We start from the raw sequence: 14812 nt of genomic DNA on the forward strand, positions 1-14812 counted from the left end.
ACAGTGCCGCGCGTTAGCGAGGATCACCTCGCGGCTCGTCGCCGCCAGATCCTTGATGGCGCGCGGCGCTGTTTTGCCGAGTACGGGTACGACGGCGCCACCGTGCGCCGCCTCGAACACACCATCGGCATGTCGCGGGGGGCGATATTCCACCATTTCCGCGACAAGGACACGCTGTTCTTCGCGCTGGCCCGCGAAGACGCCGAACGGATGGCGAACGTCGCCAGCCGCGAGGGTCTGGTGCAGGTGATGCGCGACATGCTGGCCGACCCCAATCAGTTCGATTGGTTGGCCACGCGTTTGGAGATCGCCCGCAAGCTGCGCAACGACCCCGAATTCCGGCGGGGCTGGAACCAGCGATCAGAAGAACTCAACACCGCCACACTGGCACGGCTGCAACGCCAGAAGAAGGCCGGCCGATTGCGCGAGGACGTGCCCAGTGAGGTGATCCTGGGGTATCTGGATCTGGTGCTCGATGGCCTGGTGGCCCGCCTGGCCGCCGGAGAGTCCACCGAAAGCCTCAGCCGCGTCCTGGATCTCGTCGAGGACTCGGTGCGCCGTGCCGATCACTCCTGATACCAAGGACTGGACCTGGGTCCTGGATAACCGCTGCGCGGAGTGTGGATTTGATCCCGCCACAACATCTTTCACCCAGATACCCGATATCGTGCGGGGCAACCTGGCGGCGTGGCAGCCGGTGTTGTCCCGGCCAGAGGTGCGCCAACGTCCCGATGAGCAGACCTGGTCGCCGCTGGAGTACGGCGCCCACGTCCGGGACGTGTTCCGCATCTTCCTGACCCGGTTGCAGCTGATGCTCGCCGAGGAGGATCCGCTATTCGAGAACTGGGACCAGGACAAGACCGCCATCGAAGACAGGTACGCCGAACAGGACCCGCAGACGGTGGCGCGGGAGCTGGCCACCGCGGGCGAAGCCATCGCCGCCGCCTTCGCCGGGGTGCCCGCAGGCTCGCTAAGCCGTCGCGGAAGGCGAAGCAACGGTTCAGTTTTCACCGTCGAGACACTGGGTCTGTATTTCGTGCACGACCCGGTGCATCACCTGCACGATGTTTCCCGCCTGCCAGCGGACTAGTGCGGGAAGTCGATGACGGCGCGCGCGGGCGTGTCGGCGATGTACACCACCGGACATTTCGAAGCCTGTGCAGCGACCTTCCAGGCCATCACGCCGTTCTTGTCTTTGAAGATGTCCGGGTCCTGCAGCAGTCGAGCTGATCGAACCACCGGGGCGCCCGCGGGCGCGCCGAGATCCTTCGGCTGCGGAAAGGACTTCACCTGCTGGTTCTCGGGTCGGTCCCACGTTCCCAGCACGGTGTCGTGTGCCGCGGCGCCCCGAAATGCCACCGCGTATCCGCCGCTCACCGGAGTTACCGAGAACGGTGGTGCCTGCCAGTAGGTGACGGGCCCGGTCGGCGGCGCCAGCTTGTCGGGCCCGAAGCTGAACGTCACCCTGTCGAGGTCGTCGAGGGTTTCGATGCGCACATCGTGCAGGACGTTGGCGTAGTTCTCGGCGCCACCATCGGTCAACGTCGGGCACTCCGGCGCGGCTGTCGCCTGCGGGGCACCTACGAGCGAGCCGACTACTAGTACAGGCGGTACCAGGTATCGATACATGGTTAGCGAATGTACGGCCTCACGCACCGAACCGCTGGCGTTCGGGCGGGGATTGTCCTGGGTTGCTAACCGTGGCGCAGGCGGTGGTGCCCGGTCACAACTGCGCTAGTGCGGCAGATCGACCACGAGACGAGGCGGATTGGTCAGCGTGCTCACCTGAGGGCAGCGCTGTTTGTTCAGGCCCAGCGCCCACCGCACCTTCCCCTCGAAGTCCTCGCCTTGCTCGGCTTCTGCCAGGATCGGGAAGTCCTTCGGCTTGATCTCACTCGGCCCCGGATAAGACCGGATGGGCTTATCGGTCTCGTGCGCGGACGCGCCGTCGAAGAGCACACCGAGCAGGGCGGATCCGGCGACGATGACGTTGTCTCCCTTGGGGCCCGCGGACACGCTGGTGGGGCTGTCCACCGTGTACCTGGGAACCACCAGCTCGTCCAGCGCCACCTTGCTCTTGGCGTCCGGCCCGAATTCGAAGGTGACCCTGTCGTAGTCGTCCTGCTTGCCCACCCGCACATCCCGCAGCTGGGTGGCGACGTTCTTGCCGCCGCCACCGCTGACCGTCTCGCACGCCGTGACACGGAAGGTCTCCGGGGCGGGTGTCGACGTTTGCGGCAACGCCGTCGTGGTGGCCACGGGCGACACCGCCTCGTCCACCTGGCGCACCTGACCGGCGCAACCGGATGCCGTCAGTGCCGCCAGCGCCAGCACGCCGATTTTCCGGATACCGCCATGTCCTCGCATCGCATAACGGTAGCAACAATTGTCGCCCGAAAGCTCAACGGGCACACTGCGTGTCGGACGCCAGTTAAACCTTGCGGCCGCGCCGATTCGGGCCGCCGCGCCCGCGCAGCGCCACACCCGATTCCACGAGGGCACGATGCACGTACCCATACGATCGGCCGGCATCCGCAGCAAGTGTGCGGATACTCGCACCCTGCTCGTATGCCGCCTTCAGCTCGACGCGTTCCTCGTCGCGCGTTTTGGCCATCGCGACCTCTCTCCCGACTCCATGCCGCGGCCCCTGTGGGCTGCGGCTCGACCCGGTTGCACCATAGCGCAAATGTGATCACGCGTGTGTATGAGACGCCTAGGGCGAATGAGGATGGTCAGGCCAGCTCGATGAGGTCCCGGTACTCGTCGGACCAGTAGTCTTCGGTGCCGTCCGGCAACAACACGACACGTTGCGGATTTAGCGCCTCGGCGGCCCCCGGGTCGTGGGTGACAAGAACGACCGCGCCGAGGTAACTGCGCAGCGCGTCGAGAACCTGTTCACGGGATGCAGGATCCAGGTTGTTGGTCGGCTCATCGAGCAGCAACACATTCGCGGTCGAGGCGACCAGACCGGCCAGGGCCAGGCGGGTCTTCTCACCACCGGATAACGTTCCCGCCGGCTGTTCCAACTGTGGGCCGTTGAACATGAAGGCACCCAGGATCCCGCGTAGCTCCTGCTCCCCGGTATCCGGAGCGGCGTGGCGGATGTTCTCCCACACCGTGGCGTGATCGTCCAGGGTGTCGTGCTCCTGTGCGAAGTATCCGAGCTTGAGGCCGTGGCCGGGCTCCAGCGCGCCGGCGTCGGCGGTCTCCGCGCCCGCGAGCAGCCGCAACAACGTCGTCTTCCCCGCGCCGTTGAGTCCGAGAACCACAACCCGCGAGCCGCGATCGATGGCAAGGTCCACCCCGGTGAAGATCTCCAAAGATCCGTAGTTCTTGGTCAGTCCCTTGGCCACCAGCGGTACCCGGCCACATGCGGCGGGCGTCGGGAACTTGATGCGGGCCACCTTGTCGGCCACCCGCTCCTCGTCGAGCCCGGACAACATCTTCTCGGCTCGGCGCAACATGTTCTGTGCGGCAACGGCTTTAGTTGCCTTGGCGCCCATCTTGGCCGCCTGGGTGCGCAGGGCCGAGGCCTTCTTCTCGGCATTGGCCCGCTCGCGCCGGCGCCGTTGTTCATCCAGTGACCGTGCGTCCAGGTACTTCTGCCAACCCATGTTGTAGACGTCGACCTCGCCACGGACCGCGTCCAGGAACCACACCTTGTTCACCACATCGGCCAGCAGCTCGACGTTGTGACTGATGACCACGAGCCCGCCTTCGTGGTTTTGCAGGAAGCCGCGCAACCAGCCGATCGAGTCCGCATCGAGGTGGTTGGTCGGCTCGTCGAGCAGCAATGTCATGTTCGACCCAGCGCCACCCTCGGCCGCTCCGAACAGAATCCGGGCCAACTCCACACGGCGCCGCTGACCGCCCGAAAGGGTGCGCAGCGGCTGGATCAGCACCCGCTCAGGCAACCCGAGGCTCGAACAGATGCGCGCCGCCTCACTCTCGGCGACATACCCACCCAGCGAGGAGAAGCGCTCCTCCAGCTGCCCGTAGCGACGAACCGCCTTATCGCGCTGAGCCTCATCGGCCAGCTCAGCCATCAGCGTCTGCTGCTTCTCCATATCGCTGATGATGGTGTCCAGGCCACGCGCCGAAAGCACCCGATCACGTGCCAGCAGATCCAGGTTGCCTTCCTTGGGATCCTGTGGCAGATAACCTATTTCACCGATACGCGATACCGAGCCGGCATACGGTTCACCCTCGCCGGCCAAAATTCTCATCGAGGTGGTCTTGCCCGCCCCGTTACGGCCCACCAGCCCGATGCGGTCGCCGGGCTGGATGCGTAACGCGGGGCCCGGCGCGTAGACGAGCGTGCGGGCGCCGGCGCGGACCTCGAGGTCCGTCGCGGTAATCACTACTTACTCCTTGAATGCTGTGTAGCGTCTGGCGCTGTCAGCGCTTGTCTCTAAAGGCCGCTTTACGCTGCTCCTTGCGGGCGGCGGTGGCTTCTTCGAAGTTGTCGGTGAGCAGCCGGACGTACAGCTGGCCCAGGCCCTCTTGGTGCATGTGACTTTCCAGGCTAGCGGCGTCCAGCCCACTCCAAATGGTGCGCTTGGTCAATTCGATCCCTGGACGGGAGAACCCGGCGATGCGCTCTCCAATCGCGTAACACTCTTCCAGCAGGGATTCCGAGGGCACCTTGCGGGATACCAAACCGATGCGTTCGGCCTCGTCGGCGTCGACGTCGCGGCCGGTCAACATGATGTCCGAAGCGCGGGAGGTGCCGATGGCACGCGGCAGCAGATAACTCAGGCCCAGCTCGCTGGCGGTCAGCCCGTTGTTGATACCGGCAGCCCGGAAGTACGCAGCCTCCGATGCAACCCGGACATCACAGGCCAGCGCCAGGCACAGGCCACCGCCGATGGCGGCGCCGTTGATGGCCGCGATCACTGGCTGATGCATCCGGCGCAGCGTGAGGATGACCTCGTCAAGGAGCTCCATGGAGCGCAGCGCGATCGTCGGCTGGGTCAATCCCCCGATATGCGGGATGGGCCCAGCAGATTTCTGATCGGCACCCGAACAAAACCCCTTGCCGGCCCCGGTGATGATGACGGCCCGCACATCGTTGTCATGACTGATGTCGACGAGCGTCTGCTTGAAGGGCAGCATCACATCGAACGCCATCGCGTTCATCCGCTCCGGCCGGTTCAGGGTGACCAAGGCAATATCCGGACGCGGACGGTCGACCAGCACGAAACTCATGCGTCCATATAACCGACCGCGGCGGGTTGCACCAAATCGTTTCCGCGCGGGCCGCGCTACGCCTCTTGTTCGCGCAGTGCGGCCTCAACGTCGAGATCGCGGACCTTCTGCACCAGGTCGGCCAACGATGCCGGGGGCAGCGCACCGGCCTGGTTGAACACCAGCTGGCCCTGCTTGAACACCATCAGCGTGGGAATCGACCGGATGTTCGCCGCCGCCGCCAGCGCCTGCTCGGCCTCGGTGTCCACCTTTGCGTGGACGACGTCGGGGTTCTCCTCCGAAGACGCCTCGAACACCGGCCCGAACTGGCGGCACGGCCCGCACCAAGACGCCCAGAAATCCACGAGCACGATGTCGTTGTCGTGGACCAAGTCGTTGAACGCGTCAGCGGTGATGTCACGTGTTGCCATGTTGTCCTCAACGTCGCCGGGGTGCGTGATGTTCCAGGGGCCCTCAGTACAGCGCGGCCAGGGCCTTGCCGATGTTGAATCCCACGAACTCCTCCTGCCGGCCGGTGCGCAGCTTGTTCACCCAGTCGGGATCCGACAACAGCGCGCGGCCCACGGCGATGACGTCGAACTCGTTGTCGGCAAACTGCCGCAACACCGCCTCAACGGGCGCGGGCTCGATGTCCCGGACCTCGGTGGGTTTGAACTCCGTCTGCAATCCCACGGAGCCGACGGCAATGGCCGGCAAGCCCGTGACACGTTTGGTCCAGCCGGCAAGACTCAGCGCTCCATCGGCCCCCGCCAGATCCGAGAACGCCGGTACGTAGTGGCGACGTGTGGACGGGTGGAAAACGTCCACACCTGCCTCGACAAGTGGCGCGAGCAGACGCTCCAGCTCTGCGGGGCTATCGGCCAGGGTGGCTGTGTAGTCGGCCTGCTTCCACTGTGAAAACCGGTACAGGAGAGGGAAATCGGGCCCGACGGCCGCGCGTACGGCCCGCACCACCTCGACCGGGAATCGCACTCGATCGACGATCGATCCGCCATACCCGTCGGACCGAATGTTGGTGCGCTCCCACAGGAACTGGTCGAGCAGGTAACCATGCGCACCGTGTAGTTCGACGGCGTCGAATCCGGCCGCCTTGGCGTTGCGCGCCGCCGTCGCGTACTGCTCTGCGAGCGGAGCAAGTTCACCGGTCAGCAGCGCTCGGCCCAGCGGGGAAGCATCTCCGGCCAGGCCCGACGGGCTCACCGACTCCACCTGGGGATTGAACTCCGGATCGGCGCCGCGCTCGACACCCTGGTGCCACAGTTGGGCCGCGATCGCCGATCCCTCGCCGTGCACGGCGTCGGTGACCGCCGACCATCCCGCCAGTGCGTCGTCGCCGATCAGGCGTGGAACGCTGGCCTGACCGCCCGCGGCATCGTCGGGAATGAAGACGCCCTCGGTGATGATCAACCCAACACCTCCCGCGGCGCGGCGGCGGTAGTACGCCGCCACGTTCTCGCCCGGGACACCACCGGGAGAAGCCGATCGTGTCATCGGCGCCATCGCGAACCGATTGGGGGCGGTCAGCGATTTCACGGTGAACGGTTCGAAAAGGGGCGCTACGTCTGGTCTCACGTCGGTCACGAGGTGTCAAACTACGCCGACACCTGATCCATTCCGGATAACGTGGTCAACCATGTCACCAAATCTCCGGCCACCGCCTACGTTGCTCGTGATCGCCGGAGTCGTCGTGTTCGCAAGCGCGGCATGCGGTGGCTCCGCGGATAAGCCGGCCCAGCCGTCAGCGGGCCCTGCCTCGACCACCGTCATACGGCACGCGGGTGGGCACGACAGGGCCGGCGGATTGATCTCCTCGGTGTCGGGGCACACGGTCCAGGTGACCAACCCTGTGGGCAGCATAGATATCGACTTCAACACCATGACCAAGCTCACCGAGGTGCAACCCGCGGATCTGTCCGATGTGATCGTGGGCAGTTGCGTCAGCGTGCAGGCGACAGCCGGTGCAGATGAGTCGGAACAGGCCACGGCGCAACGGGTGCTGATCAGTGCGGCCGAGGACAACAAATGTGCGCTGGAGACACCACCCGGCGGCGCACCACCTCCCGGCATACCGCCGGGGCCGCCCCCGGGCGGCGCACCCGGGGGTTCACCTCCACCATTCGGCGGCCCCAGCGTCCAGGGTGCTGTCGCGTCGGTCAATGGCAGCACCATCGTGGTGTCGAATACCGATCCCAGTGGGGCGTCGGAGATTCAGACCAACGTCACGGTGACCGCCGACACCCGTTACGACCAACGGCAACCCACCGAGGCCACCGCGATCATCGCCGGCAAATGCGCGGATGCACACGGCACCAAAGATGCCGAGGGAGTGCTGCAGGCCACCAAGATCGACCTAGGCCCGGCGACCGACGGGCGATGTGGACCTGCCCCGCGATAGGTCCGATCTGGCATCCGCGATACACAGCAACTTCTCACGCATGCCGGAGCGCACCCTCAGCCCGCGCCAGCACGCTGAGGTGTCCCATTCATCGACCATGGAGAACACCGATGTCCCCACACCAGACACCCGCCCCACCACGGCTCGCCCGCGGCGCACTGTTCGCACTCGCCGGACTCACCGCGCTTTCGGTGGCCGCCTGCGGCACGCCTACAAACACCAACGGCGCGTCCACGAATTCATCGGCACCGGCTACGTCCTCGGCCGCACCCCACGGTGAACGCAACGGGAAGGACCATGTAGCCGGACTCATCGCCTCGGTTTCGGGCAGCACCATCCAGGTGACCAAGAAGGACGGCACCGCGACCGTCGGATTCAGTCAATCCACGAAAGTCTCCGAGATCACTTCCGCGCAATTGACCGACGTCACCACCGGAAGCTGTATCGCCGCGATGGCACAACAGGACTCCAACCCGCCAACGGCCCGCCGGGTGATGATCTGGCCTGCCGAGGACGGCAACTGCGCACCAGCACACAAGAAGGGTTCACCCGAGCCTTCCCCGGCCCCGACATCGGAGAAACGCCCCGAGCATCAGGCTGTTCGCGGGACAGTCTCCGCCGTCAGCGGAAACACCATCACCGTGTCCGCCACCGACCCGAACGGCGGAGCCGCCACCGCGGAGACGGTGACTGTCAACAACGACACCGCCTATGCCAAGCGTGCTCCGGCGGCCCAGAGCGCGATCGCCGCAGGCAAGTGCCTCGCCGCACACGGCTCCGACGACGCATCGGGCAATCTTCAGGCCGCGACGATCACCCTTCGCGCCGCGAAGGACGGCTCATGCGAAGGCGGCCAGGAAGGCCACCACCAGCACTAGACGGTGAAGCCGAGGGCCCGGAGCTGCTCCCGACCATCGTCGGTGATCTTGTCCGGGCCCCACGGCGGCACCCAGACCCAGTTGATCTTGATCTCGTTGACCAGCCCGGCGCCCACTAGCGCGTTACGCGACTGGTCCTCGATGACATCGGTCAGCGGGCATGCCGCCGAGGTGAGCGTCATGTCGATCATGGCGACTTTGCCGCTCTCGCCCTCTTCGACGTTGAGCCCGTACACAAGTCCCAGATCTACGACGTTGATTCCCAGCTCGGGGTCAACAACGTCACGCATTGCCTCTTCGAGATCTTCGAGAAGCTTCACTTCCGCTGACACTTCGGTCATCGCTTCACCTTCTCAGTAGTGCCGCTGGTCGCGGCGTCTGCCTGCACGAGAGCGTCTTTGAATGCCATCCATCCTAGGAGCGCGCACTTCACACGGGCCGGGTACCGCGAAACTCCCGCGAACGCGACGCCGTCACCGATGACATCCTCGTCCCCGTCGATGGTGCCGCGTGAGGAAATCATCTCGTTGAACGAGGCCACCGTCTTGAGTGCCTCATCCACAGTCAGCCCGATCACCTGATCCGTCAGGACCGAGGTCGCGGCCTGACTGATCGAGCAGCCCTGTCCGTCATAGGACACATCGGCGATTCTGTTGTCATCCAAGGTGACTCGCAGGGTCACCTCATCGCCGCAGGTCGGGTTCACGTGGTGCACCTCGGCCGCGAACGGCTCACGCAGCCCGCGATGATGCGGATGCTTGTAGTGATCCAGGATGACTTCCTGGTACATCTGCTCAAGCCTCACAGGAACGATCCCCTGTCGCTCCGCTCGCCCAGGAAAAACTCCTGCGCGCGACGGACTCCTGCCACCAATCGGTCGACTTCATCCAGGGTGTTGTAGACCGCGAAGGACGCCCGGGCGCTCGCCGCGATACCGAAGCGTCGATGCAGCGGCCAGGCGCAGTGGTGCCCGACCCGTATCGCCACACCCTCGTCGTCGAGCACCTGACCCAGATCGTGCGCGTGGATTCCGTCCACCACGAAGGAGACCGCGCCACCACGGTCGACGTTCTCCGTGGGACCGACGATACGAACGCCCTCGACACTTCCGAGCCCGGCCAGCGCGGCCGATACCAGCTGATACTCATGCGCGGCAACGGCTTCCATGCCAATCGCATTGAGGTAGTCAACGGCAGCGCCAAGGCCGACCACCTGCGAGGTCATCGGCACACCGGCCTCGAATCGCTGCGGCGGCGGCGCGTAGGTGCTGACCTCCATGGTCACCGTCTCGATCATGGAGCCACCCGTGATGAACGGAGGCATGGCTTCCAACAGTTCGCGACGGCCGTACAGCACGCCGACACCCGAGGGGCCGAGCATCTTGTGCCCTGAGAACGCCGCGTAGTCGACACCCAGTTCACGGAAGTTCACCGGCATATGCGGGACGGACTGGCAGGCGTCCAACACGACAAGGGCACCAACAGATTTAGCGCGGCGCACCAGCTCGGCAACGGGAGCCACCGCACCCGTCACGTTGGACTGGTGTGTGAAGGCGACAACCTTGACGGCGCCCGTGAGCTCCAGTGAATCCAGATCGATGCGACCGTCATCGGTGACGCCGTACCAGCGCAAGGTGGCCCCGGTGCGGCGGCAAAGCTCCTGCCAGGGAACAAGATTCGCGTGATGCTCCAGCTCGCTGACGACGACCTCGTCGCCCGGGCCCACCGCACGGTCGAACCGGCTGTCACCGAGGGTGTACGCCACCAGGTTGAGCGATTCGGTGGCGTTCTTGGTGAAGACGATCTCGCCGTCATCGACACCCACGAAACGAGCGATGGTGTTCCGCGCGCCCTCGTACGCATCGGTGGCTTCTTCGGCCAGCTGGTGTGCACCGCGATGAACCGCGGCGTTGCGCTCGGTGAGGAAGACACGTTCGGCATCGAGAACCTGGATGGGCCGCTGCGAGGTCGCACCGGAATCCAGGTACACCAACGGCTTACCGCCACGCACCGTCCGGCTCAGGATCGGGAAGTCATCCCTGATCTCCGAGATCCGGGTGGTGTCCAGCGGCACCGTGGCCGTCACGGTCAGGCTCCCACCGCTTGGGTAAAGCGCACGTAGCCGTTCTCCTCCAGCTCGTCGGCCAGCTCAGGACCGCCCGACTCGACGATGCGCCCGCCGACGAAGACATGCACGAACTGTGGCTGGATGTAACGAAGAATCCGGGTGTAGTGGGTGATCAGCAGCACGCCGCCGTGCTCACGCTCCGCGTAGCGATTCACGCCCTCGGACACAATCCGCAGGGCGTCGACATCAAGGCCGGAGTCCGTCTCATCCAGGATGGCGATCTTCGGCTTGAGCAGGCCCAGCTGCAGGATTTCGTGGCGCTTCTTCTCGCCGCCCGAGAAGCCCTCGTTCACGCTGCGCTCGGCGAAGGCGGAGTCGATCTCCAACTCTCCCATCGCTTCCTTGACTTCCTTGATCCAGTGGCGCAGCTTCGGAGCCTCGCCGCGCACGGCGGTGGCGGCGGTGCGCAGGAAGTTCGACATCGAGACTCCGGGCACCTCGACCGGGTACTGCATGGCCAGGAAAAGACCGGCACGCGCGCGTTCGTCGACGGACAGTTCCAGCACGTCCTGGCCATCGAGGGTGATGGACCCCGAGGTCACCTCGTACTTGGGGTGTCCGGCGATGGCATAGGACAGCGTGGACTTCCCGGAACCGTTGGGGCCCATGACCGCATGGGTCTCCCCCGAGTTCACCGTCAGGTTGACGCCCTTGAGGATCTCGATGGCCTCGCCCTCGTTGGGCGAGATGCTGACGTGCAGGTCCTTGATTTCCAGAGTGGTCATTGAGTTGCTTTCTATCTACGAGTTGGTCTGGGCGAGTTCGTTTTCGACGGCCGCGGTGAGGCGGTCGCGCACTGACTCGATCCCGATCCGGCCAATAATGTCCTGGAAGAAGCCGCGCACCACCAGTCGGCGCGCATCCTCCTCGGCAATACCGCGCGAGCGCAGGTAGAACAGCTGCTCGTCATCGAATCGCCCGGTGGCACTGGCGTGCCCGGCCCCGGCGATCTCACCGGTCTCGATTTCGAGGTTGGGCACGGAGTCGGCCCGGGCGCCGTCGGTGAGGATCAGGTTGCGGTTCAGTTCGAAGGTGTCGGTTCCGGTGGCCTCGGCGCGGATGAGCACGTCACCGATCCAGACCGTGTGCGCGTCGGGCTTATCGGAAGCCGGATCACCCTGCAGCGCACCCTTGTACGTGACATGGGAGCGGCAGTTGGGCTGAGCGTGATCCACCAGCAGCCGGTGCTCGAAGAACTGGCCGTCGTCGGCGTAGTAGAGACCGAGCAACTCGGCGTCACCCCCCGGCGCCCCGAACCGGACGGTGCCGGTGAGACGGACCAGATCGCCGCCCAGGGTGACCGCAATGTGGCGCAGTACCGCGTCTTTGCCGAGCTTGGCGTGATGTGCGCAGACGTGCACCGCGTCATCGGCCCAGTCGGCGATCGAGACGACGGTAAGCCGGGAGGCATCGTCGAGCACGAATTCGACGTTCTCGGCGTACGTTCCGCTGCCCCGGTAGTCGATGACCACCACCGATTCCGAAAGCTCGCCGGCCTGAACCTGGGTGTGCCCGTAAGCCACCTGCCCGGCACCGGGACCGGTCACCGTGATCTCAATCGGGTCCGCGGCCACCGCCTGCTTACCGACGGAAATGACGGTCGCCTTCGAGAACGACGAGTACGCCTGTGCGGCAACTCGATCCGACGGGACGCCGCCACGGCCAAGCCGCTCATCGGCACGGTCCACGGTCTCGACCGTCACACCGTCAACAGCGGCGACGGCCACCGTGGGCTCGGCGGTCGCGGTGGCGCTGCCGTCGTGCAGACCACGCAACCGGCGTAACGGGGTGAAGCGCCAGAGCTCGTCACGGCCGCCGGGCACTTCGAATGCGCTGACGTCGTAGGAGCTGAACAGCTCACCCTTGTTGACAGCCGTACCCTCTACGGCTTCAGTGAGATTCGACATGCCTTAACCGACCGCGCCTTCCATTTGCAGCTCGATGAGACGGTTGAGCTCAAGCGCGTACTCCATCGGCAGTTCCTTGGCGATGGGCTCCACGAATCCGCGCACCACCATGGCCATCGCCTCGTCCTCGGTCATGCCGCGGCTCATCAGATAGAACAGCTGATCGTCGCTGACCTTCGAGACAGTTGCCTCATGCCCCATCGTGACATCGTCTTCGCGGATGTCGACGTAGGGGTAGGTGTCGCTGCGGCTGACCGAGTCGACCAGCAGCGCATCGCATTTGACGGTTGAACGGGAGCCGTACGCCCCCTTGTTCACCTGGACCAGGCCCCGATAGGAGGCCCGCCCACCGCCGCGCGCCACCGACTTGGAGACGATATTGCTCGACGTGTTCGGCGCTAGGTGCAGCATCTTGGCGCCGGTGTCCTGGTGTTGTCCCTCGCCCGCGAAGGCCACCGAGAGCACCTCACCCTTGGCGTGCTCACCGGTCATCCACACGGCCGGGTACTTCATGGTGACCTTGGAGCCGATGTTGCCGTCGACCCATTCCATGGTGGCCCCCGCCTCAGCCCGGGCACGCTTGGTGACCAGGTTGAACACGTTGTTGGACCAGTTCTGGATGGTCGTGTAGCGGCAACGCCCACCGGCCTTCACGATGATCTCCACCACGGCCGAGTGCAACGAATCGGACTTGTAGATCGGTGCGGTACATCCCTCGACGTAGTGCACATAGGCACCTTCGTCGACGATGATCAGCGTGCGCTCGAACTGGCCCATGTTCTCGGTGTTGATGCGGAAGTAGGCCTGCAGCGGGATATCGACCTTCACGCCCGGTGGCACATAGATGAACGAGCCACCCGACCACACGGCGGTGTTGAGCGCGGAGAACTTGTTGTCCCCAGCCGGGATGACGCTGCCGAAGTACTCCTTGAAGATCTCCGGGTGTTCACGCAGGCCCGAGTCGGTGTCCAGGAATATCACACCCTGGGCCTCCAGGTCCTCACGGATCGAGTGATAGACGACTTCCGACTCGTACTGTGCGGCGACGCCGGACACCAGCCGCTGCTTCTCGGCTTCGGGGATACCGAGGCGGTCGTAGGTGTTCTTGATGTCAGCGGGCAGGTCGTCCCAGGTGGCTGCCTGCTTCTCGCTAGAGCGCACGAAGTACTTGATGTTGTCGAAATCGATGCCATCAAGGTTCGATCCCCAGTTGGGCATCGGCTTCTTGTCGAAGGTGCGCAGCGCCTTCAGGCGGACATCGAGCATCCACTCGGGCTCGCTCTTCTTCGCCGAGATGTCACGCACCACAGCCTCGGACAGACCGCGCTGCGCACTAGCTCCCGCGGCATCGGAGTCCGACCAGCCATAGCCGTAGTTGCCCAGCGACGCGATCGTCTCGTCCTGGGTCAGCACCTCACGCTCGAGGGTCATTGTGACTCCTTACTGGTCGTTGTATCTGACGCGGGGCTGGGCGCCAGAGTTGTCGATACGTGCAGCGGAATATGCGTCGTACAGGCACAGTCACCGTTGGCGATGGTGGCGAGCCGCTGTACATGTGTTCCCAACACCTCGGCGAAGGCCTGCTGTTCCGCCTCACAGAGTTCAGGGAACTCGGCCGCCACGTGCGATACCGGGCAGTGATGCTGACATATCTGCACACCGCTGGAGGGTCCACCGGCTCCACCGACCCGCTGGGTACTGGCTGCGTACCCGGCCTTGGTCAGGGCCGCGGCCAATTGATTCACCGTGGCCTCGGTGTCGTGAAACGGTCCACCGGCGACGACATCGCTCAGGATCGAGTCAATGCGACGGCGCGCGAACACGCGCACCGCATCGTCGCCGCCGATCTCGCGCAGCTGACGCATGGCGGCAGACGCGAGGTCGTCGTAGGCGTGATTGAGCTTGGCGCGACCGTCCGCGGTGAGCTGGAACCGCTTGGCCGGGCGGCCTCTGCCGTTGTGCTGCCATGCGGCCGCCGGATTCGAGATGGCGTCCCCGGCCTCGATCAAGGCGTCGAGGTGACGACGCACACCCTGGGGCGAAAGACCGAGCCGTTCGCCAATCTCACCCGCGGTGACTGGCCCGGACTCCATAAGCAGCCGCACCACGGCCACCCGTGTCTGCCCGTCATGAGACACGGCCGGGGCAGCGTCCAGCACCTGCGACGTCGCCGCAGCAGACGCCACCGCAGAGGGCTGGCCGAATTTCACAACACCAGTGTGACGCAATTCAGAATGCCACGTCTAGCAAGGGTTACCTATGTTGATCGCCGCCGCGCCTGCCGGACAGGCCCTGCC

The 14812-nt window shown here is 65.0% G+C and carries 18 protein-coding genes; 4 read left to right on the top strand and 14 right to left on the bottom strand.

Features of this window, described 5'->3' with window-relative positions:
* Positions 1-3: 3 nt before the first annotated feature.
* The gene (locus AOT87_RS06345; RefSeq protein WP_030093454.1) at positions 4-576 is read left to right on the top strand and encodes a TetR/AcrR family transcriptional regulator; all 573 of its coding nucleotides are present in this window, start codon (positions 4-6) and stop codon (positions 574-576) included.
* On the top strand, positions 560-1090 hold the full coding sequence (locus AOT87_RS06350; RefSeq protein ID WP_030093455.1) for a DinB family protein: 531 nt from the start codon (positions 560-562) through the stop codon (positions 1088-1090). The genes AOT87_RS06345 and AOT87_RS06350 overlap by 17 nt, the downstream gene beginning before the upstream one ends.
* Here AOT87_RS06350 and AOT87_RS06355 read toward each other — a convergent pair.
* The 7 genes from AOT87_RS06355 to AOT87_RS06385 form a co-directional block, all read right to left on the bottom strand.
* Positions 1087-1656, bottom strand: coding sequence for a hypothetical protein (locus AOT87_RS06355; RefSeq protein ID WP_044103924.1), 570 nt, complete (start codon positions 1654-1656; stop codon positions 1087-1089). The genes AOT87_RS06350 and AOT87_RS06355 overlap by 4 nt on opposite strands.
* A 78-nt stretch (positions 1657-1734) precedes the next feature.
* A complete protein-coding gene (locus AOT87_RS06360) occupies positions 1735-2367 on the bottom strand; it encodes a hypothetical protein (RefSeq protein ID WP_030093457.1) in 633 nt (210 codons plus the stop codon).
* A 64-nt stretch (positions 2368-2431) separates the two neighbouring features.
* Entirely contained in the window at positions 2432-2614 is a 183-nt protein-coding gene (locus AOT87_RS06365) for a helix-turn-helix domain-containing protein (RefSeq protein WP_030093458.1), read from the bottom strand.
* 118 nt (positions 2615-2732) lie between these two features.
* Positions 2733-4361, bottom strand: coding sequence for an ABC-F family ATP-binding cassette domain-containing protein (locus tag AOT87_RS06370; RefSeq protein WP_030093459.1), 1629 nt, complete (start codon positions 4359-4361; stop codon positions 2733-2735).
* A gap of 37 nt (positions 4362-4398) precedes the next feature.
* Positions 4399-5208, bottom strand: a complete 810-nt coding sequence (locus tag AOT87_RS06375; RefSeq protein WP_030093460.1) for an enoyl-CoA hydratase — start codon at positions 5206-5208, stop codon at positions 4399-4401.
* 56 nt (positions 5209-5264) lie between these two features.
* Positions 5265-5618, bottom strand: coding sequence for a thioredoxin (gene trxA, locus AOT87_RS06380; protein WP_030093461.1), 354 nt, complete (start codon positions 5616-5618; stop codon positions 5265-5267).
* Positions 5619-5661: 43 nt separating this feature from the next.
* Complete coding sequence (locus AOT87_RS06385) at positions 5662-6789, bottom strand: NADH:flavin oxidoreductase (RefSeq protein ID WP_057969086.1); 1128 nt, start codon at positions 6787-6789, stop codon at positions 5662-5664.
* 52 nt (positions 6790-6841) lie between these two features.
* On the opposite strand from AOT87_RS06385, the gene AOT87_RS06390 reads away from it, so the two are divergent.
* Positions 6842-7603 (top strand): DUF5666 domain-containing protein, encoded by a 762-nt coding sequence (locus AOT87_RS06390; protein ID WP_220096905.1) that lies wholly within the window; start codon positions 6842-6844, stop codon positions 7601-7603.
* A 110-nt stretch (positions 7604-7713) separates the two neighbouring features.
* Positions 7714-8481 (top strand): DUF5666 domain-containing protein, encoded by a 768-nt coding sequence (locus tag AOT87_RS06395; protein ID WP_057969087.1) that lies wholly within the window; start codon positions 7714-7716, stop codon positions 8479-8481.
* On the opposite strand, the gene AOT87_RS06400 is transcribed toward AOT87_RS06395, so the two are convergent.
* From AOT87_RS06400 to AOT87_RS06430, 7 genes are read right to left on the bottom strand one after another with little or no spacing between them, the layout of a single operon-like run.
* Positions 8478-8822: a metal-sulfur cluster assembly factor gene (locus AOT87_RS06400; protein WP_030093465.1), complete on the bottom strand. Its 345-nt coding sequence runs from the start codon at positions 8820-8822 to the stop codon at positions 8478-8480. The two genes, AOT87_RS06395 and AOT87_RS06400, sit on opposite strands and share 4 nt — an antisense overlap.
* Entirely contained in the window at positions 8819-9286 is a 468-nt protein-coding gene (gene sufU / locus AOT87_RS06405; protein ID WP_044103925.1) for a Fe-S cluster assembly sulfur transfer protein SufU, read from the bottom strand. The genes AOT87_RS06400 and sufU overlap by 4 nt, the downstream gene beginning before the upstream one ends.
* A complete protein-coding gene (locus tag AOT87_RS06410; protein ID WP_057969088.1) occupies positions 9283-10566 on the bottom strand; it encodes a cysteine desulfurase in 1284 nt (427 codons plus the stop codon). Before AOT87_RS06410 ends, sufU begins: the two co-directional genes overlap by 4 nt.
* A gap of 2 nt (positions 10567-10568) precedes the next feature.
* A complete protein-coding gene (gene sufC, locus AOT87_RS06415; RefSeq protein WP_046253847.1) occupies positions 10569-11333 on the bottom strand; it encodes a Fe-S cluster assembly ATPase SufC in 765 nt (254 codons plus the stop codon).
* A 15-nt stretch (positions 11334-11348) separates the two neighbouring features.
* Positions 11349-12515: a Fe-S cluster assembly protein SufD gene (gene sufD / locus AOT87_RS06420; protein WP_057969089.1), complete on the bottom strand. Its 1167-nt coding sequence runs from the start codon at positions 12513-12515 to the stop codon at positions 11349-11351.
* Positions 12516-12518: 3 nt separating this feature from the next.
* Positions 12519-13946, bottom strand: coding sequence for a Fe-S cluster assembly protein SufB (gene sufB / locus AOT87_RS06425; RefSeq protein WP_030093470.1), 1428 nt, complete (start codon positions 13944-13946; stop codon positions 12519-12521).
* Entirely contained in the window at positions 13943-14725 is a 783-nt protein-coding gene (locus AOT87_RS06430; RefSeq protein WP_044103926.1) for a metalloregulator ArsR/SmtB family transcription factor, read from the bottom strand. The genes sufB and AOT87_RS06430 overlap by 4 nt, the downstream gene beginning before the upstream one ends.
* Positions 14726-14812 lie beyond the last annotated feature (87 nt).

Source organism: Mycobacteroides sp. H003 (assembly GCF_001440135.1).
In the GTDB taxonomy this organism is placed as follows: Bacteria; Actinomycetota; Actinomycetes; order Mycobacteriales; family Mycobacteriaceae; genus Mycobacterium; species Mycobacterium gwanakae.